Origin of the sequence: Paenibacillus sp. TAB_01, from assembly GCF_043945595.1 — a bacterium.
Taxonomy (GTDB): Bacteria; Bacillota; Bacilli; order Paenibacillales; family NBRC-103111; genus Paenibacillus_S.
Genome location: NZ_JBIFNP010000001.1, coordinates 2,906,179 through 2,928,927 on the forward strand (window position 1 = coordinate 2,906,179; position 22,749 = coordinate 2,928,927).

A 22,749-nucleotide genomic window follows, 5' to 3' on the forward strand; every position below is an offset into this window, starting at 1 on the left:
GGCAAAGTCCCTCGACGAATTCAACCCTGCTAGTTGACTCGTACGTACATCGAAAAGCGGTGTCCCTAACGCTATCAAGATGATCAAAGTGATGGAGACGCAAGGTTAGCGTATGAGCGGGATCCGGCTGAACAGCGGCTACTTGGCTTACTTGTCTAAGTTGCCTGGACTTCCGATGTAGCGATACAAGCCGCGATATTCTTCTTGTGAACATCTAAACCGCTTGCTCGTTCAATGAGAACATCCGTGATACTTACCTTTCTACGGCAAATCCGAATGAGGTCCGGTACAGTAACCAAATAGAGTTAATTTACCGTGTGTGCTATCAAAAAGGAGCAGCAGTCCGTGGTACACCAAGGTCGTTGGAGTCAGACTAACGATTGGATTCGCGACACCATAGTCCATTGATCTCCCTCGCCAGCCATAAGAATATCATAAAATTGATAAGCCCAATTTTCATTACTCTGTGGGGCGGCGGGAGGGGCATGGTTGGCTAACGGGCAGTTTAATGGAGAAGTAGTGACTCAACCATGTGGATCTTGATACTGCGCAATTTATTATCTTATTGTCATTGGCATGTTAGTTTACGACCATTGAAATATATCCATGTTTATCAGAATATGGATAATGGAGGATAAATACAGTACAAAAAAGGGGGCATATAGATGGGGTCAAGAGTCATGCACTATTGTATTTCATCACTATTAGCTGATAGGTTAGGTATTGAGAACAGGAACGAGTTTATGCTCGGGGGAATAGCGCCGGATATACATGGGCTCATGGGTGTAGCAAAAGGAGTAACACATTTCAAGGAAATTGATGCAAGTGGAAAAAGCCATATCAACTACTTTCGCTTTTATGATACTTACAAAGATACTATGAACAAACCTTTTTATCTTGGCTATTTATGTCACTTAATTTCGGATACAGTTTGGTTAGAATTATATTTAAAAATCGTGGGAATTGCATCTCCACAGCAATTGAAGGAGAAACTACAAGTTGCTTATCGTGACTTTGAAAGGCTAAACGGAAGAATCATAAAACACTATTCTCTGAAACTTCATCAGCATGTACTGCCTGCTGTTAACATAGAAGGATATAATAGCGAATACTTACCTGCCTTACTAGACTTGCTGAGAAAGGATTTTACAATTGATGAAGTTCTCATGAATGAAGTGCTGGAGCTGTTTAATAACAATAACTTTGAAATCATTGACTATATTAACAGGTCGGTTGACGAGAGTATGGTGGTTTTGTCTAATATGCGATTAAGCTAACGGATCACGATAACGTAAACGAGGGAGTAGATCGCCGCGCGGCAGCTACTCCTTTTTCATTAAAATAATGGACAGAGTACACTAACAAATCGGACGGTTGACACTTCGCTATATATCTTCTGCGGGGAGTTGTAGACAGCCCAGAACTCTTAAAGACTTAGATGTTACCGTGTTTTGGGAAGATGGAGGGTACTTCAAGCATGTGGCGGAGGAGTTGTTCTTGAGCTAAATAAAAAGCAAGATGAATCGGTTGAAAAGCGAAATTTGTTTTGTTTCACAGCCAATGAGAACCGGGTTATTTTAGAACCTATCGGGCAAGACATGTATCGATTTGATCTTGAGAAGTTAGAGCAAACAGATTTTACATATATAGAGTTTCTTTTCAATGAACATGATAATTTGAGTTTTTACTTGCCAGGGAAAATGAAAATAAAACGCGAAATACATAAAGCAATATTAACAACTTCCGATGGAGTCCCTTATCTAGCTCCTGAAGTAGTCCTTTTTTATAAATCCAGTTATTTAGATGGATTCAATGCGGCAGACCATAATCAAGATTTTAATTCATCCGTAGCTTACTTTAATCCCTTTAATCCCTTTAATCCCGAGCAGAAGCAATGGCTCAAAGAAGCCCTTGAAAAGGAATATCCTAACGGTCACGCTTGGTTACAAAGATTGAACTACCCTGAAAATAACTCATAGCGTAAGTCTAAAAAAGAACTAGAAGCAGCTTATTGGAGATTGTACTAGATCAAGCAATACTGAACTGCAGCGGAAAAATCTTATAAAATAGAGGTACAATTTTCTAGTTAGCTGGGCAGTATAGTGAAAAAGGAACTTAAGTTTAAATCTCGAATAACTATCTCGAATACTTCATGTAATCGCATACCTAAAAATTGGATGACAGACAGGAGTTAACTACGATGATAAAAGGTTTCGGCGGAATATTTTGGAGAACTAAAAATCTTGAGGCTACCAAAAAATGGTACAGTGAAGTATTGAAGATTGAAATAGGAAGTTGGAATGGGGCTATCATCAAACCCCAAGCAGGAAATGAGACTATTTTTTCTTTCTTTTCCGAGACAGACAGTTATTTTCCAACAGACCAACAAGTGATGTTAAATTTCCAAGTACATAATCTTAACGAGACTATTGAACATCTTGAACAGATGGGTGTACCTCTTGCAAAGCAAAAAGAGACCGGTGAATATGGACAGTTTGTTTGGATTGAAGATCCGGATGGCCGGCTGATCGAGCTTTGGGAGAAATAACGAGTTATCTTTTATTTGCTATTAAGCCAACAGAATGCCCCTCAAGCTAATTTTCTTCTTGACCGGTTTGGGACAAGAATAACGCGAATCCGGCGAGCAGGGCGTTCAAATCAAACTCAAAACGGGCTTGATGATCATCGGCCAATCCCAGCCAAGCTGCAAAAAAAGTCCCAAGCGGTCGCTGACGGCCCGGATCTCTGTAATCTTCTTATCGGTTACCGTAAATATAAAAATGGCTTCGTTCTTGAAGCGCCGATCGGTCGGCTGCGGCATCCTGGGATGCGTACCGCTATGGGTTCCATTTTGAATAATGCGAGCTACTACGCGGTCGTTCTCGGCAATCAATTCCTCGATACGAATTTGATAGGGTTGAAATGCCTCCAACTGCTGCCGTATTCCGTCAAACGCGCCTCCCGGTTCATCTGCTTCCCCATCAATTAAGCTTATTTGCTTCCATATCCATCCTTCTTTCTTACAGTGTAAGATTTAGTCGTGACAATTTTATTCTTACACTGTATGAAAGCCAAGGGACTGACGTGTGAACTTTAACTTAGGGAGAGCGAACGCTCCGACCCATAACAAGGCTGCGAGTAGGGATCATCGGTGCTCCGTAACGCCTATAATGTTTACCACCTCAAATGATTATGCCCATATCCGGTTTGCTTGTTTATCAAGCACTCCAGGAATCTCGTCGCTACTATTTTCCAATATAATGATTATATCTCGTTCCATTTGGAACAAGGTTAATATATGCATATTGACTGTAACGACCTTGAGCCAATACATTTATTTTTGTAAGTGCTTTCATCACTGGCAAGAAGGGGGATGCAACCGCTCGCTATTAATTATTGACAATCATCAGACATCGCAGCTGGTATACTACCGGATGAAATATGACCTGGCTGAGTTTTTATTATGGTACCGCCAATCCGCCCGCAGCCATGGCGCTAAACGGAAGGAGGATGCATTTAGTTTTGCGGGTACGCAGGGCAGCCTTCAAACATAAAAAGATTAGAGGTGTATGTATGATTGCAGCAAAGAGGAGAGTAGTCAACATTCTGATCAGCGTTCTTCTTGTGCTAAGTATGTTCCCGACCATCGGGTTTGCCGAGAATGGCGACGATACGGTTATAGCCGCAGGTACTGTATCCACAGGTACAGAGCAAGCAGGCACTTGGTTTGAAACGGCATATGCCGCTTGGACAGGCCAATCCGCCGGCGGATACAAGGCTTACGTGCCGGACCCTGGGCGCTTATGATTGGAGAGATAACAGCCCCATCACAGGCTGGCTCGTAGACTGGAAAGAAGTGGACGCCCAGCTTGTCCGCAAGGTGGATCCTGCCCGCAACACCTGGCGTGTGGACATTCCCGGCCTTCCCAAAGGAGAATATGAAATCCAAGTCAGGTCGGCTGACGGCACGACGGTTCTTCACACATTCACCGACCTTGAAACGAGGTCTTTCCCGCGTAATGGCGCAGCGTTTGTGCCTTCCAACGTAAATACGTTCCCTGGAACCAACGATTTTGCTCTCAATGGGGCTATAGGCGGATATTTGCCGGATGGCAGAGAAGATCCTATTGCTAAAATTATCTATGTAACCCATGAAAATGTAAAAACTTCCCTTCCGGCGGATGTATTCACAGCAGACAGAGGAACGACTGCAAATGAGAGAAAACCTCTTGTCATTCGCTTCTTGGGCACTGTCGGCTCTTTTGAAACGGTCAACTCCACCGTTGCCAACTCCGGCACGGTAGGACCTTCGTGGTTAAACGCCAACCGTATGATTCAGGTCGGCCAAGGCAACGGCAATGTAACCTTGGAAGGTATTGGCCCCGACGCGACGATCTTTGGCTGGGGCATAAGCACCAGCGGGGCCCACAACGTGGAGTTCCGCAACCTTAAGTTCGACCAGTGGTATGATGACGCCATCGAGCTCAATGGCACGAGTTCAACGGTAAGGGCTTCCAACCTGTGGGTTCATAACTGTACGTTTGGTTACGGGCAGAACAAGCATCTCGCTCTGAATCAAGACCCTGACCAAGCAAAGGGTGACGGTGCTACCGACATCACCAACCACGCGAGAAACTATACGATTTCTTACAATAAATATGTCGAAAGCAGCAAGGTCGCTGCTGATTGGCGGCGGAACCGGTTCAATAAGCGCTCACTATGGCACCATAGACCACAACTGGTTCGATGGCTCGGCGGAAAGGACCCCCCGTGTGCGAAACGGCAGGATTCACGTGTTTAACAACCTGTATGAAGATGTACAGGGGCATCCTTATCATAATCAGCTATTGGACAGAAACACGGGGTATGGTATTGGCGGCGCTCACAACGCTACCATTTGGGCGGAAGGCAATATCTTTGTCAACGTCAACTACCCATTCCTTAGAAGCCGCCAGGGCCATGCGAGGGGCTCTCAAGCCATTGATTATATGCCCGGGCCCGGCGAAACCATCACGGCAAACGCCGGATTTAACCATTTCTTTGGAGACGCTCCCGGCTTTATTATCACCAAAGAGGATGTAACGGAAGGCGACTTCCCTAGTAGTGTGGCCGGCTTTAGAAATAATACAGATTATATGGCAGGTCTTACCGATATAGAGCTTCAAAACCTCAAGGATGCTGCGCTAAACCTTCAGCCAAATGTTCTTGACGAGGCTTCTAAGGTGAACTTTGACCCGATGCTGGACATCGGTGTTATGGTTGCTGCGGGTTCGACGACTACGAATCCGGCTATGACTACAACCCCCGCAGCGCAATTGGATTGGTCCTTCAGGCCGGCAGATAATAATGTCGTATGGCCTACAGGGACCGAGGAGCAAGCGGATGCTTTGAAGCACGAAATCGAGACCTATTCCGGCACCATGCCTGTATTGGCTCCCGATTCGGCTCCCGCAGCCCCTGTAATTTCAAGCGTCAAAGTCAACGACGAAAAGCGTTCTGCTTTCAGCGATGCTGCGGGTACATTTATACCTTCACCCGGCAAGATTGTTGTCTACAAAGACACCTTTACAATCGATTGGGTCAACAAGGATGTGACGACAGACCATTATGAAATTCAGTGGGATAAGGGGAGCAGCAGTTGGGAAACCCTCGGAACCGTTACAGCGAATTCCAGGCCCACTACCTTTATCACGCAGAATATGGATCCATTCGCCAATTTGAACGCCATTCTGGCACAAGCCGACAGCGCGGACGCAACATATGCCTTTAGAATCAAGGCGGTCAATGCTTTCGGAGAAAGCGATTGGTCCGATATCTACGCGATAAGCGGCGATGATCAGCTGGTTATGTTTGACACCGGCGGCGGCAGCGCGGTCGATCCGCAGCGTGTGCATGCCGGCGACGCCATCGCGGTTCCTGCGCGTCCAACAAAGGACGGTTCGGTATTTGTGGGCTGGTATACAGATAAAACCACCAGCGTCCATATGTGGGACTTTTTGAACGAAAAGGCGACCGGTTCCATGGTGCTGTATGCAAAATGGGTCCAGGTGGACGAGACGCATCGCCTGCTGAACGCCTACGCTTCGGCCGAAGAGCTTGAAAACCCTTACGTCGCGGCAACGCTGCAGACCTTGGGAACGCTGTCCGGAAACCAGCGCGATCTGACATTGCCCGCAGGTACGACGGTGTATGTGGCCCCAGGCGTGTACTGGACGGATTTGACGTATAAGGAAGGCGGCGTGATTGCAGGTCCGAATATCGGCCTCAGCATTCAGGGCGAGAACATTTCTTTCATCGGCCTGACCGAGGATGCGACAGACGCGATCATCACCGGCAACCGCGGCGAGGGGGGCGAGACCGGCTTAGGCGCGAACGGCAGCTGGTATTCGCTGGGCATTTCCTCAGGCTTCCATGGAGAGAACATCACCATCGCCAACTACGCGCAGGAGGATTTGATTTATCCGCGCGACCCGACGCAAAATATGAACAAGCGCATAGACTCCAAAAATCACGCCGAGGTTTTAACGAGAGCCAACGGTACAGGTGCGCCGGACAAGCTGTACTTTAAAAACACGCGGTTCATCGGCTATTTGAACATGATGCTTAACCTTGCGCCAACCCGTGCATATTTCAAAGACAGCTTTTTCCAATTAACCGACGATTCCATTTTCGCCGGCGGTGTCAACGTGTTCGAGAACAGTACCTTCCATTTCTTCGGCAACCACCCGTCCGTCAGCGGCGCCGGTAACGGCGGCATCAACGTCCTGTTGGGCAGCACGATCGTCGGCATGCCGCAAATGACCAGTACGGATGTTTACCTTGCCAAGCAGTCCAGTGCAATCGGACCAAATGCGAACGCTATCTTCGCCATCATCGATACCCAGTTCACCGGCCGGATCGAATCCGTCGAGTGGGAAAACGTGGTGCGTGAGGACGCCCGCCATTTTGTGTCGAACAACACGATCGGTGAAGAAAAAAGGCCGCTCGTCATCAGCCCGTCCCAGCCGCAGACCTCCGTCACGCTGACTGGTGACGCTCTTGATGCTTTTAAGGTCGGCGAGGAATACAACGTGTATAACCTCTTGAAGGGGAATGACGGCTGGGATCCGAAAGGCCAGTACAACGCGGACTGGGAACCTTACGCCCACCTGCCGTATCGGTTCTTAATCGGTGCAACGGGTAAAACCATGTACTCCGATAAAACGGACAACACCAACAGAGCCGTTTTGACGCCAGCTCCGGCTCCGGCGGATTCCGTCGATGTAAAAAATACCGTTTGGTCGTACGATACGAATCTCCTGAACGGCACCATCGACGCCGCGACCGGCGTCATTACGCTGACCGCCAAGCCCAACAATACCGGCGCTATCGTGAAAACGATTGTGACGGGCACGCTTCCAAGCGGTATCTCGGCCGGCGCGACGCTGTACATCCGGCCGACGGCCGTCCCTGCGCCCGCAGTTACGGCGCCAGCAATAGAAATCAGCGAGAATCTTGCGACGCTAAGCTACACGCTGGATCAGCTCGGATACAGGGATACCTCCGTCATTGAATGGTACCGCGAGACGGGGCCAGATACGACGAACGGTATTCATATCGGCACAATGCGCAACGACGCTAAGGAACTTTTCGTAGACGAACCGTATAAAAACTACGTTCCTAATAAGTACGACGTAGGCTACTACCTGCGCGCCGTTATCACACCGAAGTATGAATTCAGCTCCGCCGGCGACCCTATTACGGTATACACCAACCGTGCGGTCACGACGGCCGACGTAACGGAAACATCGTTGTATACCGACTTTAAGAATTTGTATTTTACGAACGAAGATAATACCACCACAACGGGCAGATGGTTCTTTGACCGCGTGAGCGGTACAGGAGTGCCTTGGGGATGGGGAATCGGAAGCAACGGCACGGATAAGATTTGGGGCCTTCAAAGCAATTCGGGCGGTACGAACACCCGATTCGTGTTCGGCCAGCCAGGCAGCTACAGCGACATGTCGCTGAGCCTGAACTACTCCACGAGTAAGGTAGAGGGCCAGGGCTTCGGCGGCAACGGACATTTCATGGATATCTATGTTAAATACGATCCGGCGACCCGCAAGGGCTACGGCCTGCGTGTAGAACGTACCGCTGCCGGCGGATCTAACGCTACGACATGGACGCTGTATAAATATGACGGCACCGATCAGACTCCGTTGAGCGAGCCCATTAGGACAGCCGCTTTTATGCCGAAGAGCACCATTACGGTTTCCGTAACGGGCAGCACCCTTCGCGTACAAGCCTCGACGCTGTCTGAGAAGACGCCATTGCAAACCGAACAAAATCTGCCTAATTCGGTTGACCTCTTGTGGACGGATGAGACGGGCGCTTTGGGTAACAACAGGTTCGGCGGCTTCGGCATCCGTATTAACAACTCTGGCAACTCCTCATACGAATATGGCAGTACGAGCACCAATAATACCGTCATGCTGCATAACGTGCGGGTAGACGCCACCGAGCTTGCTTCAACCGATACGACAGCACCGGTTTGGCCTGTTGGAAGTACGCTCACTGCGAGCAACACGACTCAAACAAGTACAACACTTACATGGACTGCGGCAGCAGATAATGTAGGCGTGACAGGCTACAACATCTATAACGGTACATCCCTTGTACAAACCGTAACGTCCGACGTATATTCATATGAAGTAGCAGGGCTCGCTGCAGACACGGCCTATACCTTCAGCGTAAAGGCTGTAGATGGCGGAAATAATTTGTCGGAAGCTAAAACGGTTCTTGTTACTACTCAGGCTCCAACAGATACGAGCGATACGACAGCACCGGTTTGGCCAGCTGGAAGTACGCTCACGGCAAGCAACACGACTCAAACAAGTACAACACTTACATGGACTGCGGCAAAAGATAATGTAGGCGTAACAGGCTACAACATCTATAACGGTGCCTCCCTTGTACGGACCGTAACATCGGATGTATATTCATACGAAGTAGCAGGGCTCACCGCAGGCGCGTCCTATGTCTTTAGTGTAAAGGCAGCAGATGAGGCAAATAACTTGTCAGAGGCTAAGACGGTTCACGTTACCACTCAGGCTTCAACGGATACGGGCGATACGACAGCACCGGTTTGGCCGGCTGGAAGTACGCTTACGGCAAGTAATACGACACAATCAGGTACAACACTTACATGGACTGCAGCAAAAGATAATGTGGGTGTGACCGGCTATACGATATATCAGGGCTCGACACCGCTTACAACCGTGACGGGCGCGGTATACAGTTATAATGTAACAGGTCTCGCTGCAGGAACCAGCTACACCTTTGCAGTACAGGCAGGGGATGAGGCAGGCAGCTGGACTACCGATGGGCCGAGCGTAACGGTCATAACAAACCGGTCGAGACGCAATTCCTCGTCGCCGTCGGCACCGGCAGCGCCGACATCACCATCTGTACCGGAAACACCGGCAGAACCGACGGCGCCAGCAACGCCAACAGCACCATCCGCACCGGAAACATCGGCACCTGTGGTAACGACGACCCTAGGCCAACCGGTCTTCGATCTGAGCAAACCAGATTCGGTTTCCGTATTGAAGAAGGTATTGGAAGAGAAAATAAAATCTTCTAATGAAGCAGTAACCTTCGCTGATGTATCCGATCATTGGTCAGCTGAAAGTATTCATGTGTTCTCGAAGCTTGGAGTCGTTAATGGTTACGAGGACGGCACGTTTAAACCGGATGCTCCTATTACTCGCGGCGAGTTTGCTGCTATCGTTGCCAAAACCTTCAATATCGGTACTGGCGAATTGAAGGACGCTCAGTTTAATGATATCAACGAAAGCTGGGCTAAAGAAGCGATCTTGGCACTTGCATCCAATGGTATCATCAACGGTTATGAAGATGGCACATTCCAACCAGAAGCAAACATCACCCGTGCAGAAATGGTCGCTATGATCGCCAGAATCATTAACCTGACTACCGTTCAAGGAACAAACGGCACCGCGTTTACCGATATCGGCGATTCGTGGAATCAAGACCAGATCGAAGCGGCAGCCAAGGCCGGCATTATTAACGGCCAGGGTGAAGGTTCCTTTGCTCCGGATAACAACTCGACTCGTGCCGAGGCATTGACCGTATTGCTTCGCTCCTTGGAATTGAACCCTGAAATTGCTTCTTTGATTGATTCGTTGAAATAAGAAACACAACAAAATTAGTTTAAAGAGATGATCTCTGTATTGAGCGAGGCCACTGAAAAACTTACGTTTTTTCGGTGAGTCCAGGCGTTAGGCGAAAAAAAATGCGGCACCTGTTCCGATTTTCTCGGAGGGTACCGCATTTTTCATAGGGCTTTACGCTATTTTTTAGTCAGCCAGTTTCAATATCCGCTTTAAGTTTACTGCGAATATGGCCATAGCTCCTTGTATCTGCATGCCTAACAGACCCGAGGACGTGGCTACGTCGTACCCGTGCCGGTGCTTAAGTTCGCTGTTTTTGGCCTCGATCTTGTACCGTTCTTTCGCCTTCTCTTTGAAATACTCCGTTTCCTGGAATGCCATCTGCTCGGCGTGCTCCCCGGATTTAATGCTCACCGAGTACGTTTTACTTTTAGAGCCCTCCTTGTAGCATCCTTCTTTGAAGGGGCATCGTTTGCATAGCTCCACATCGAAATAGTAAGTGTCCTTTTGGTTTTTGCTGATTCCCTTTTTTCCTGTCCGCGCTTTCCGAATCGCCATATGGCCTGCCTTGCATACATACATGCCTGCATCTTTATTGAATTCGAATTCATCTTCCTTTTTGCGCATACCCTGGGTGATTTGTGGGTTAAGCCGGGAGACGAGTTCAATCTGATTTTCCTTGCTGTATGCGATGTTTTCTTTTTCCGAATAGGCCATATCGCCAATTACCGTCTTTACATCCATGCCCGCAGCCTTGCTTTTCTCGATGAGCGATTGCAACTGCTTGCCATCGTTCTTCTCTCCGGTCGTTACAATTGCCGCCGTAATGATTCGTTCCTCGGTCATGGCAATATGCGTCTTATAGCCAAAAAACGAGGAATCTGCACTCTTGTAGCCGACGCGCGCATCCTGATCTTGCGAGATGCGCAGTTGTTCTATGTCATCCTCGACGGTCTCTTTTAGCAGATTCAACGGTTCTGTAATCTTAGGCAGTTGGGCGATACCAAGCCCGGTTTCGGTAACCTCGATGAGCTTCTGGCAATAGTCGATCTCGGCCTCGAGCGTATCCACGGCGTTCTTGGCAGGTAGCTTCCCCTTCAGCGATTCGTCGATAGAGTAGATGGCTTTTCGCAATTTGCGGGAACGGTCGCTGTAAAATCTCCCTCGGTGATTTCTGGTTATAACGGGCTTTTGTATGCGTCGCGTCCACGATGATGGAGGTGCTCGTTAAAATCCCTTGCGCAGTAGCTAGTTCAACTGTCTTGCCGATGAGCAGATCCAGCAGATCCATGTTTTTTAACCGCAACTTGCGGAACTTCGTAAGGGAGCTCGGGTCGATGACGGCTTCTTCCGGAGCCATCTGAAGGAAGTATTTAAAAGACATATCGTACCGGGAGCGCTCGACCAGATCCACGTCCGACACCTCGAAAATAGCTTTCAGAAGCAGATATTTAAACATCCGCAACGGATCGATGGCGTTACGGCCGTTGTCCAAACAGTAGTTAGCTTTCAATTCGTCGTAGACGAAGGAGAAGTCAACCAGCTCATTTATCTGGCGTAGCATGTTGTCTTTCGGCACGATGAGGTCATATAGCGCTGTGTATGGGCTTAATGCAAAAGAAAGTTGAGGCTGGAACATGGTCTTCACCCTTCCGACGTATTACTTTAAAGTATACAAGAAAAAAGGCACAGCGCCCTCAAAATATTGAGAGTCTGTACCTTTTCATTAATGGACTTTTTCAGTGGCCTCGTATTGAGCAGAGGTCATCTTTTTTGCTTATGCGAGAGCTTAGTTACTTTTTGCATTTACGAACCCGGGGGAGTTGCGGTTCCAGTTATATTTACAACATTATTTGGCTTGGTTTCGTACTTAGACAGCAAGGAATATGAGAATACCGCATCGAATAAGAACAATATGTTGGTTATATCGTGCTTATTTACTGTGACCGACACGGATACCAATTGAACGGAAGTGACTAATGAACATTCGTCTGTTGAATGACTCTGATGCCCAAGTGTACAAGGAAGTAAGGTTGCGTGCATTGAAAAATGATCCGGATGCATTTGGATCAACGTACGAGCAAGAAAAAACTAAACCTCTGGGGTACTTTATAGAAAGGATACACCAGACAAAAGATCAATTTGCATTGGGAGGTTTTGACGACAATAACACATTAGTTGGCATTGTCAATTTTTCACGTGAAAACAGGCTTAAGACGGCACATAAAGGAAATATTTACGGCATGTACGTAGAGCCTAAATTTCGAGGACGGGGGCTAGGTAAAGCCCTTCTAATAGCCTTGATTGAAAAAGCAACAAAAGAATGTGAAGGGTTGAAACAGATTCATTTGACGGTTGTGTCTAATAACAAACCAGCAAAACGCTTATATGTCTCGCTGGGGTTTGAAGTTTACGGTGTAGAACCACAAGCATTAAAGTTTGATGAACAGTATTTCGATGAAGACTTAATGATTTTAAGATTGCGGCTTTAAATTAAAGGGCACGATAAGCTTAAGCTCAATGAATCGCCTTTTCAGCAGGGCGTAAGAACATTATGCACTTCCTAGATGCCCTGGCAGGCTACTTAAATTCATTTCGAAACAAATGAACAATATTTACCGTTTATAGGGGTATAACCATTTTACAATTAAAGTTACTTGGGGGATGAGATCGGGATGTCAAAAAAGCCAGTTGGAGCCGCTGCGGTCATTATGGATTCAAAAGGAAGAATTCTTCTAGTAAAACATAACTACGGGAAATATAATTGGGAACTGCCTGGGGGGCTCTCTGAGCAAAATGAGTCTGCGGAGAATACCGCAAAGAGAGAAGTTTTTGAAGAGACGGGGCTCGATGCTGCTGTAGGACGGTTGACAGGCGTGTATTATGAACCCGCTCACGATATGCATCACTTTGTTTTCGAATGCAAGGCGGAAGATATACGACAACCGAAGCCAGATGCTGAGGAAGTAACAGAATGTAAATTTTTTAATGTAGACGATCTGCCAAGGCCGATTAGTGATTTTACCGTTTCACGTATAAAGGATGCGTTGAATCCTGATAGTGATCATTTATTCCATACGATCGGACCAAGGCAGTGGTTTGAATAATTTATTTTACATAAGTCATTAGATGCCGAGTGATAAGAGCGCTATCTCATTAATAGCCGCGTAAATCGCGGCTTATTTGTTTTATGGGATCAGGTTCTTGTCAAAACTCAATGACCAAAGTCTTACCTTAGGTTCAAGTTACCAAAATATAATTTAATAACATTAATTATCAACGAGAATAATTATTTTTTGTATGGAATAACATACAACCGGGATGGGGCCCCATATGGCAGAATCAGCTTAACTCGCATCTATCGTTTGATGGACTAAGGATACCTGCAGAACTAAAAATCCCGTTGCCCCTATCAAACGGTTATGGTACGCTAGTTTTCGGAATCGGTTCCAAAATGACAAAGTTGCATGTAACGCAACAACGCGATAAGTTTACCCGCTTGAAAGTAAGCGCTTTCTTGTGTCGAGGCTCACATCATATCCGAAAGGAGGGGCACGGGACTGAGCTGCCCCATCCGTAGCTCGCCGTGCCACTATACTAATGAAAGCAATTATGATTATGTTCGACTCTTTGAACCGCCACATGCTGCCGCCTTACGGGGGATGGATTAAGACCCCTAACTTTGATCGCCTCGCAGAGCGAACTGTGACGTTCGACACCTGCTTTGTAGGAAGCATGCCGTGTATGCCGGCCCGAAGAGAGCTGCATACAGGAAGATACAATTTCCTGCACCGCAGCTGGGGACCGCTCGAGCCGTTCGATGATTCGATGCCGGAAATTTTGAAGCTGTACGGTGTCTATACTCACCTGGTAACCGACCATCAGCATTATTGGGAGGACGGCGGCGCCACGTACCATAACCGGTACAGTACGTATGAATTTGTCCGCGGCCAAGAAGGCGACCCGTGGAAGGGCGAGATTCGCGATCCCGAGATGCCGGATTATATGGGAGGTCATACGACGGGCCTCGGTGGTCACAGTGCAGGAAGAATGGTTATCCAGGATTGGATCAACCGCAAGCATATCAAGGAACAGTCCGAATTTCCGCAGGCGCAGGTTTTCGAGAAGGGAGCGGAGTTCATCCGCGAGAATTATACCGAGGACAATTGGTTCCTGCAGGTAGAGACGTTTGATCCGCACGAGCCGTTTTTCGCGCATCAGACGTTCAGAGACATGTACCCTCATGACTACAATGGCAAGCATTTTGACTGGCCGCCATACCGGCGCATCGAGGAAACCCCCGAGCAGGTACAGCATTGCCGCTTCGAATATGCCGCTCTCGTCAGTATGTGCGATCACTATCTCGGCAAGGTGCTGGACTTGATGGATGAGCTTGATCTGTGGAAGGATACGATGCTGATCGTTAACTCCGACCACGGCTTCCTGATGGGTGAACACGACTGGTGGGCCAAAAATATTCAGCCGTTCTACAACGAAATCGCCCGCCCGCCATTGTTCATCTGGGACCCGCGCTGCGGCAAGGCCGGGGAGCGAAGGGACAGCCTCGTCCAGATGATCGATATGGCGCCGACGCTGCTCGACTACTTCAATGTGCCGATTCCGCAGGATATGCAGGGCAAACCGCTGAAGGAATCGATTGCTGCAGATGAGCCAGTCAGGCAAGCGGCCTTGTTCGGCATTCACGGCGGCCATATCAACTGTACGGACGGCCGCTATGTATATATGAAGGCGCCCGCAGCACCGGAAAACGGACCGATCTACAACTATACGCTGATGCCATCCCATATGCGCCGCCTGTTCACCCTTGACGAGTTGAAGACATGGGAGGCAGCCAAGCCGTTCACCTTCACCAAGGAACTGCAAACCATGAAGATTACGGCGAATCCATACAACGACTTGCATCACTTCGGGACGCTGTTGTTCGATACGGAGACGGATCCGCAGCAGCAAGCTCCTCTGCAGGACGAGCAAATCGAGGCTTATATGACGGACCATTTGATCCGGTTAATGGAGGAGAGCGATGCGCCTGACGAGCAGTATGAGCGGGTTGGCCTGAAGCGTAAGCTACCGGAAGACGCTCAGAAAGGGTGAGGCGGGATGTACAGTAATTTCTACAGCCGACACGCCGCTCGACCTATTCCCTAAGCGGCGTCCCAACGTGATCTGGGTGTTTGGCGACCAGCTGCGCGCTCAGGCGCTCGGCTACAGGGGAGACCCGAATGTGCCGGACCATCTCTGCCGGAGAAACGCAGAAGCGCTATGTATGCCTGAGCCGGATTCGGTGTACCTGCAGCAAATCCCGCGCAAATTCCACGTTCATTCGGTGAAACAGGCATGGCGCGGCGTGCTGATGCGGGACGGCTGGAAGTATGTGTGCATGCCGGGACAGGACTGGCTCCTCTTCCATACGAAGGACGACCTTATGAAATGGCGAATGTATGCTTCGATATTCATTTCCAGAAGGAGCGCGAACGGTGTCATGCCCGCCTCGCCCGGTGGATTGAAGAAACGGAGGACACATTCGAGCTGCCTGCCCTTTAATCGAAATTCGTTCAGCGGCAACGTTGAACGAATTTTTTGCTTCTGTGCGAAACAGCTTGGGGCATGATACCATGAAAGATAAGAACAACACAAGAAGCGAGGGGACGATGATGATCGAGGTTTTAATTGCAGAAGACGAGCTGTGGATCCGCAACGCCATCGGCGAGATGGTGGAGAAGCTCAGGTCGGATTTTCATGTCGCAGGCGAAGTTGGCAACGGCGAAGACGCGTGGGAGTTTATCCAAGCGAATTGGCCGACCATTCTCATTACCGATATTATGATGCCGCGTAAAGACGGCCTTTGGCTGGCAGAGCAGATCAGCGTGCACGAGCTTCCGATGGTCACCATCATTGTCAGCGGTTATGATAATTTTCAATATGCGAAGCAGGCGATGCGGCACGGCATTTCCGAATATTTGCTGAAGCCGGTGAATGAGGCGGAATTGCATGAGGCGCTCCGTCGTTCCGTCCGGCGCTTGGACGGTATGTCCGATACCCGGGAGACGATAAGCCGTATTCAGAAGTTTTCGGAGACGCTGCCGGATCTAGCGCAGATGGACTTGGTGCAGCACATCGACTCGCTGGTGAACGATACCATGAAGCTGAAGGTGCCTGCCGGGATGCAGACAAGCTTGCTTCATCTGCTGTCCAGCCGCTTGAATGAGCTGCTGCAAGGTGTGGACCCGGCTTCCCCGGATATCCGCTTACCGCGGAGAGGGAAGAGGAGGTGCGGCGTCATTTTCACGGGCTGATAGACGCTTGGATCGAGTTGTCTCCCCAATACGGCAGCCAGCACGTCAAAATGGCGATTCGCCGCGTATGCGAGCATATCGACAAGCATTACGCGCACAATCTGTCTCTCCCGGAAGCGGCGGAGATGGCGCACTTGAGCGTATCGCACTTCAGCTCCTTGTTCAAGAAGTCCACCGGTCTTACGTACCTTAACTACGTCAATCAGCTCCGCATTCAGAAAGCAAAGGAATTGCTGCTCGTTCCGGAGACGAAAATATATGAGGTGGCCGATCAGGTCGGCTTCGTCTCTCTGCCTTACTTCAATCGCGTATTCAAGCAGCTTGTGGGGACGACACCGCTTGAGTTTAGAAAGAGGCATCGCATATGAGGAGGCTTCGTTCCTTTGAGAGGCTGTCCATCCGGACTAAGATGGTTATCGCGTTCCTCAGCGTCAGTATCGTGTCCGTGCTGCTGCTCGCGTTCTACTCGCATTATTACTACAGCCGGGCGGTCAAGAAGGACTTCGTGAACATTTCCTATGAAGCTACGAACCGGCTGAATTATTTTCTGGACTACTACTTCAAAGAGTTTCAGCGGTCGTCGAGCTCGCTTATTGAAAGCGCCACCATCCAGAATTGGCTGGTGAGCAAGGAGCATGCAGCCGGAGACAGCGATGATATCGACCGGGAGCTGCGCCGCTATGTAGCGCTGAACTTCCCGGAAATCCAGAACATGTTCCTGATTTCCCGCAGCCAAGAGGTTGTGTCGATCCGTCAATCGTTCGTCGGCAACAACGATTACTCGTCTCAGCCGTGGAGCAGCCTGCCGCTGCAGTCTACGAAATACATCATTCCGACCCATCTGGCAGACTATCCCGGCAGCCAGGGAGAAGGTGTCTTATCGATTGTGCTGCCTATCTTCGACATTCAATCGGTCGAATTGATCGGTAATCTCGTTATTGACATTTCGCTCACCGAGATTCATCAGGCGTTCAGCCGCTCCAAGCTCGGACAGACCGGGGAATTCTTCATTCTCTCCGACAATGACACGATTGTGTATCATGCCAACCACTATTGGAACGGCTTGCAGCGTTCGCAGACCGGGCTTGCAGGACTCAACCTGCCGGAGGATCAGGAGGCGACGATTCAGTCATTTCAAGGAAAGGATTACTTGGTTGCGACCGTCATATCAGCACGCACCCACTGGCGAATTATATCCATTGTGCCGTTCGAGGAGATGGCCGGCGAGCTGCAAGCAGCGACCCGTTCCACCCTGATTATCCTTGGCTTGATCGCCGTATTCATTATGCTGATCGTCCCGTTCTTGTCGGCGAAGTTCGTCCAGCCCATCCTGACATTGAAAAATTTGATGCGTCAGGTGGCCGGAGGGAATCTCAGCGTCCGTTCGGTATCGGTTCCCGGCATGGATGAATTCCAGCAGCTGAACCGCAGCTTCAATATCATGGTTAGCCGTTTGGAGGAGCTGTTCGAGACGAACACGACCTTGAAGCTCAAGGATGTCCAGTCTCAGCTCATGCAGAAAGAAGCGCTTATCAAGGCGCTGCAAAATCAGATCAACCCGCACCTGCTCTACAACTCGCTGGGCATTATCCAGAGCATGGCTTACCTCGAGGAGATGCCGATGATAGAGAAAATGGCCGGCAATTTGGCCGACGTGTACCGGTATACAGCCCGCTTCAGCGGGATGGAGGTGACGCTGCGGGAGGAGATCATCCACCTGCAGAAATATTTGGAGATCATCCATGTGCGGTTCCCGAACCATTTTAACAGCCGATTGTATGTCCATGAGAAGTTCCAGACCTGTCCTGTGGTGAAGCTGATTCTGCAGCCAATCATCGAGAATGCGGTGAAATATGCAGTGGAGCCGATGGAGGGGAAAGGGACGATCATCGTCAGCGCATATGACGACAAGAACGTGCTGGTCGTGGAGATCGCGGATAACGGAACGGGAATGGAATCGGAGATGCTGCGGGAAATCGAGGAGAAATTGAACCGGATCTCTTCCCAAGACATGACGAATTATTATGAAAGCGAGTCGCTCGGCCTGCTCAACGTGCATACGAGACTCGTACTGAAATACGGTTCGGGCTATGGCGTCCATATTGATTCTTTCGTCGGCAGAGGTACTGTCGTATCTTTACGAATGCCGCTGCTGCGCGATCAGCTGAAAGCGTAAAATCAGATAAAGTCATGCGCCGAATAATCCGTAAAATCGGTTTAAAAATCGTAATTTCAGGTAACGAAAAGCGAGTTTCCCCGCACTATAATTAGAAGTGTAAAGATGAAACTAAAGGGGGAAATAAATTGAATAAATGGTTTTCGATGTCCGCAGCTACTTTGCTTGCGACCAGTATGGTCGCCGGATGCTCAGGCGGCAGCGCGCCAAGCCAGGACAAGGGAGGCGCGAGCGCACCTGCTGCGCAAAGCGCACAAGACGATCTGAAGGATAAGCTGGAGCTTAACATCATGGCGATCAGCTATGAAGGCGGCGGTTGGCCGGCGAACAATCCGATGATCGACTATCTTAACAAGAAATTTAATATCGATCTGAAGTTTCAATGGATCTCCCAGGATAACTACAATGAAAAGCTGAATGTTATGGCAGCATCCGGCGAGTTCCCGGATTCCTTCCTGCTCATGAAGGACGATTTCTTGAAGTGGCGGGATAAAGGAGTTTTCCTTGACCTTAAGCCCTACATCAGCAAATACCCGAATCTGACGAAGCAGCTCGGCGGCGAAGAGCAGCTGCAGTTCATGAGCCCGAAAGGGAAGTATTACAGCTTGCCTTACTACCAGATCGAAACGCAATTGTCCTTGGGTATCCGCAAGGATTGGCTGGATAAACTCGGCTTGAAAATGCCGACGACGGTGGATGAGTTCTACAACGTAGCGAAGGCATTCGCGAAGCAGGATCCGGATGGCAACGGCAAGAACGATACGTACGGCTTCTCCACTTCCCTCGTTCCGAACAAAACCGACTTGAAGCATATCGACCAAATCAAATTCGCCTTCGGTCTCGTCAACAATTGGGGCCTTAAGGATGGCAAGCTCTTTAGCTGGCATACGCAGACAAAAGAGCTGAAGGACTTCGCCGCATACATGGCTAAAGCTTATGCCGAAGGCGTGCTCGACAAGGACTTCGCGATCAACAAGGTCAAGGACCCGCAGGATAAATACGAGGCCGGCAAGGTTGGTATCGACGATGTCGTGCCGAATGTCTTTTACCAAACGATCGACCCGAACACGAAGAAGATCGATCCGAAGGCGGAAACGGTACAGCTGCTCCCTCCTAAAGGTCCTACAGGACTGCAGGGTACGGCGACGAATGCCATTACGCAGCGGATCGTCGTCAATGCGAAGATCGATAAGAAGAAACAAGACCGTATGCTGATGCTGCTGGATTACCTCGTATCCGATGAGGGCAATACGCTCAACAAGAACGGAATCGAAGGCGTACACTATAAGAAAGACGGCGACAAATATGTGAAGCTGGATGCGTTTGATAAAGACCGTCCGATTCTCATCTCCTCCTGGTACCTGCGCCGCTTTGATCTTAATACGCAAATTCGTCTCTGGGACGATAAGACAATGGTGGACAACGTAAATAAGTGGTTCAAGAACAGCGAGCCGTATAAGATGACGAACTACGCTGCGGGTCTCGAGTCGGCTACCGAGACGAAAACCGGCATTAGCATTGATCAGAAGTTTATGACAGCCTTGATTAAAGTCATTATGGGTGAGCAGCCGGTGGATTCGCTGGATCAAGCGGTAGAGCAATGGAAGAAAGACGGCGGAGACAAGATTACGCAAGAATACAACGACGCTTATCAGCAATCGGCAAAATAAGGCAAGCAGGAGGCCCTGTGTCAGCTGCAGAGCCTCCCCCTTTGTGAACATGTGAAAGTTATTGAGAAAAGAACTTCTCCGAAGCACTGCTTCGCAAAATTTGAGGAGGAGAACTATGCAAACTGGAAGACAACCATCGGCAACGGCACCAACGTCTCTTCCCCGGTTATCCAGACGGAAACGACAGTCTTCTTGGGCTCGCGGGATTCCTATGTATTTGATGATATTGCCCGGCTTTTTATTTTTCCTCATCTTCAAGTATGTTCCGATGGGCGGGCTGATGATCGCCTTTCAGGAATACGATCCGTTTGACGGCTTTACCGGCAGTCCTTGGGTCGGCTTCGACAATTTTCAGCGCCTTTTCACGGATCCGGATTTTTGGACACTGCTCGGCAATACGCTGATGCTCAGCGGCCTGAATCTGTTCCTGTTCTTCCCGGCGCCGATCTTGTTCGCTGTTCTGCTTAATGAAGTAGGCAAAGCGTGGTTTCGCCGCACGGTGCAGACGATCATCTACATGCCGCACTTTTTGTCCTGGGTTATCGTGGTCAGCATTACAGTAGTACTGTTCGCGACGCAGGATGGAGGGATTAACAATCTGCTAAGCAGTATGGGCTATGACCGAATCGAGCTGATGACCAATCCTCACTATTTCCGGTTCCTGTACGTGGCTCAGAACATCTGGAAGGAAACCGGCTGGAACGCCATCATCTTCCTGGCCGCCTTGGCAGCAATTGATCCGACACTCTACGAGGCCGCTGTCGTCGATGGCGCGAACCGCTGGAAGCAGGTATGGCACATTACGCTCCCGGCGCTGAAATCCACGATTATCATCATGTTCATTCTGCGTCTCGGACAAGTGATGGAGCTCGGCTTCGAACACATTCTGCTTCTGCAAAATCCGGTGAACCTGTCGGTTGCCGATGTGTTCGATACGTATGTATATCGTACAGGGGTGTTGCAGGGCAATTTCAGCTACTCGACTGCGGTCGGTATTTTCAAATCCGTGATCGGCCTGGTGCTGATCGTCGTGGCTAACCGTATGGCCAAGGCATTCGGACAAGAGGGGGTGTACTAAGATGAGAGCCTATGATTCCCGGGGCAAGGAGCCGGAATTTAAAATAGTGATTAATGGGATTCTGGTCATTAGTCTGCTGGTCGTCTTGTTCCCGTTCTTGTACGTGCTTATGACCTCATTCGCACCGCGAGAGGAGATTCTAACCCGCGGTTTCTTCCTGATCCCCCACCAGTGGACTTTGAATGCCTACGGCTATTTGATGAGCAGCGATCAATTCGTCGGCTCGTTCAAGAATGCCATCACGATTACCGTGTTTGGAACGATCGTTAATATGGTGTTTACTTCGCTTATGGCGTACGGCTTATCCAAGCCATGGCTGAACGGCAGGCGTGTGCTTAACTTCATGGTGCTGTTCACCATGCTGTTTAACGGCGGTATCATTCCGACTTATTTGGTTGTGAAAGAGATGCACCTGCTCAACAGCTTCTGGGCGCTCTTCCTGACGGGAGCGATTGCTCCGTTCCACCTGATCGTGCTGCGCAGCTTCTTCCAGAATATCCCTATAGAGCTGGAGGAATCCGGCCGGATCGACGGGTGCAGCGAGCTCAGACTGTTCTGGCAGATCATTCTGCCGTTGTCCATGCCGGCAATTGCTACGTTCACGCTATTCTACGCGGTGCAGAACTGGAACTCGTATTTTAACGCGGTACTCTACTTAAACGACTCGGCCAAGTGGCCTTTACAAGTATTTTTGCGGCAAATGATGAACGAAGGGAATACCAGCCTGGAGAACATGACGACCGAATACCAGTACAGCCCGGCTGTAAAAATGGCGGCGATCGTGCTGACGGCGCTTCCGCTGCTTGTCATTTATCCTTTCCTGCAAAAATACTTTAATAAAGGGATGCTGATGGGCTCTGTCAAAGGGTAGGCCGGTACTTATTCCGAATCGGAGGATGCGATAAATTATGAAGAAAACAGGGCTGCTGCATTCGGAAATCTCCCATGTGATTGCCAAGATGGGACATAGAGATAGCCTCGTGATCGGGGATTGCGGGCTGCCCATCCCGGCTCATGTCCAGCGGATCGATCTTGCGTTGACGGCCGGGGTACCGGGCTTTATCGAGACGCTCCGGGTCGTTCTAACCGAGCTGCAAATGGAAGAGGCCTGGATTGCCGCTGAGCTAAGTGCCGCCGGAAGCCCTATCTACTCACAGTTTATGGAAACGATCGGGGGCGTTCCTGTACATGAGCTTCCGCATGACGGCGTGAAGAAGCTGATTGCGGAGCGCGCGGTCGCAGTCGTTCGGACAGGCGAGTGTACGCCGTATGCCAATGTTATTTTGCAATCGGGGGTTACATTCTAATACGTACAATCGCTTGCGGGCCAGGCCGGAAG

18 protein-coding genes and 1 pseudogene are annotated in these 22,749 nt (G+C 49.4%); 17 read left to right on the plus strand and 2 right to left on the minus strand.

The features are described 5' to 3' along the window. Positions 1-665: 665 nt before the first annotated feature. The 3 genes from ACHHV8_RS14005 (at position 666) to ACHHV8_RS14015 (ending at position 2,548) form a co-directional block, all read left to right on the plus strand. Positions 666-1,277: a zinc dependent phospholipase C family protein gene (locus ACHHV8_RS14005; protein WP_395158856.1), complete on the plus strand. Its 612-nt coding sequence runs from the start codon at positions 666-668 to the stop codon at positions 1,275-1,277. 174 nt (positions 1,278-1,451) lie between these two features. Continuing rightward, positions 1,452-1,979 (plus strand): hypothetical protein, encoded by a 528-nt coding sequence (locus ACHHV8_RS14010; protein WP_395158858.1) that lies wholly within the window; start codon positions 1,452-1,454, stop codon positions 1,977-1,979. 221 nt (positions 1,980-2,200) lie between these two features. Then, positions 2,201-2,548, plus strand: a complete 348-nt coding sequence (locus tag ACHHV8_RS14015) for a VOC family protein (protein ID WP_395158860.1) — start codon at positions 2,201-2,203, stop codon at positions 2,546-2,548. 105 nt (positions 2,549-2,653) lie between these two features. On the opposite strand, the gene ACHHV8_RS14020 is transcribed toward ACHHV8_RS14015, so the two are convergent. Continuing rightward, positions 2,654-3,034, minus strand: coding sequence for an ester cyclase (locus ACHHV8_RS14020; RefSeq protein WP_395163502.1), 381 nt, complete (start codon positions 3,032-3,034; stop codon positions 2,654-2,656). Between the two features lie 539 nt (positions 3,035-3,573). Here ACHHV8_RS14020 and ACHHV8_RS14025 point away from each other — a divergent pair. Genes ACHHV8_RS14025 through ACHHV8_RS14035 form a run of 3 tightly spaced genes read left to right on the plus strand, consistent with a single transcriptional unit; the run spans position 3,574 to position 10,193 of the window. Then, on the plus strand, positions 3,574-3,807 hold the full coding sequence (locus tag ACHHV8_RS14025) for a hypothetical protein (RefSeq protein WP_395158862.1): 234 nt from the start codon (positions 3,574-3,576) through the stop codon (positions 3,805-3,807). Further along, on the plus strand, positions 3,728-4,801 hold the full coding sequence (locus ACHHV8_RS14030; RefSeq protein WP_395158864.1) for a hypothetical protein: 1,074 nt from the start codon (positions 3,728-3,730) through the stop codon (positions 4,799-4,801). Before ACHHV8_RS14025 ends, ACHHV8_RS14030 begins: the two co-directional genes overlap by 80 nt. Then, positions 4,773-10,193: an S-layer homology domain-containing protein gene (locus ACHHV8_RS14035; RefSeq protein WP_483874879.1), complete on the plus strand. Its 5,421-nt coding sequence runs from the start codon at positions 4,773-4,775 to the stop codon at positions 10,191-10,193. Before ACHHV8_RS14030 ends, ACHHV8_RS14035 begins: the two co-directional genes overlap by 29 nt. A gap of 165 nt (positions 10,194-10,358) precedes the next feature. On the opposite strand, the pseudogene ACHHV8_RS14040 reads toward ACHHV8_RS14035, so the two are convergent. Continuing rightward, a pseudogene (locus ACHHV8_RS14040) lies at positions 10,359-11,811 on the minus strand (IS1182 family transposase). A 340-nt stretch (positions 11,812-12,151) separates the two neighbouring features. On the opposite strand from ACHHV8_RS14040, the gene ACHHV8_RS14045 reads away from it, so the two are divergent. The 11 genes from ACHHV8_RS14045 (at position 12,152) to rbsD (ending at position 22,717) form a co-directional block, all read left to right on the plus strand. After that, positions 12,152-12,664 carry a GNAT family N-acetyltransferase gene (locus tag ACHHV8_RS14045; RefSeq protein ID WP_395158866.1) on the plus strand — a complete coding sequence of 171 codons (513 nt, stop codon included), beginning with the start codon at positions 12,152-12,154 and terminating at the stop codon, positions 12,662-12,664. A gap of 183 nt (positions 12,665-12,847) precedes the next feature. Beyond that, entirely contained in the window at positions 12,848-13,279 is a 432-nt protein-coding gene (locus ACHHV8_RS14050; RefSeq protein ID WP_395158869.1) for an NUDIX hydrolase, read from the plus strand. A 511-nt stretch (positions 13,280-13,790) separates the two neighbouring features. Continuing rightward, entirely contained in the window at positions 13,791-15,284 is a 1,494-nt protein-coding gene (locus ACHHV8_RS14055) for a sulfatase (protein WP_395158871.1), read from the plus strand. Between the two features lie 67 nt (positions 15,285-15,351). Beyond that, positions 15,352-15,801, plus strand: coding sequence for a hypothetical protein (locus ACHHV8_RS14060; protein ID WP_395158873.1), 450 nt, complete (start codon positions 15,352-15,354; stop codon positions 15,799-15,801). Between the two features lie 4 nt (positions 15,802-15,805). Further along, positions 15,806-16,486 (plus strand): response regulator, encoded by a 681-nt coding sequence (locus tag ACHHV8_RS14065; protein ID WP_395158875.1) that lies wholly within the window; start codon positions 15,806-15,808, stop codon positions 16,484-16,486. Further along, a complete protein-coding gene (locus tag ACHHV8_RS14070; RefSeq protein ID WP_395158877.1) occupies positions 16,462-16,854 on the plus strand; it encodes a helix-turn-helix transcriptional regulator in 393 nt (130 codons plus the stop codon). Before ACHHV8_RS14065 ends, ACHHV8_RS14070 begins: the two co-directional genes overlap by 25 nt. Then, a complete protein-coding gene (locus tag ACHHV8_RS14075; protein ID WP_395158879.1) occupies positions 16,851-18,662 on the plus strand; it encodes a sensor histidine kinase in 1,812 nt (603 codons plus the stop codon). The genes ACHHV8_RS14070 and ACHHV8_RS14075 overlap by 4 nt, the downstream gene beginning before the upstream one ends. Positions 18,663-18,790: 128 nt before the next feature. Continuing rightward, positions 18,791-20,332, plus strand: a complete 1,542-nt coding sequence (locus ACHHV8_RS14080) for an extracellular solute-binding protein (protein WP_395158881.1) — start codon at positions 18,791-18,793, stop codon at positions 20,330-20,332. 115 nt (positions 20,333-20,447) lie between these two features. After that, positions 20,448-21,410, plus strand: a complete 963-nt coding sequence (locus tag ACHHV8_RS14085) for an ABC transporter permease (RefSeq protein ID WP_395158883.1) — start codon at positions 20,448-20,450, stop codon at positions 21,408-21,410. 1 nt (position 21,411) lies between these two features. Further along, positions 21,412-22,281, plus strand: coding sequence for a carbohydrate ABC transporter permease (locus tag ACHHV8_RS14090; protein ID WP_395158885.1), 870 nt, complete (start codon positions 21,412-21,414; stop codon positions 22,279-22,281). Between the two features lie 37 nt (positions 22,282-22,318). After that, a complete protein-coding gene (gene rbsD / locus ACHHV8_RS14095; protein WP_395158887.1) occupies positions 22,319-22,717 on the plus strand; it encodes a D-ribose pyranase in 399 nt (132 codons plus the stop codon). Positions 22,718-22,749: the final 32 nt, after the last annotated feature.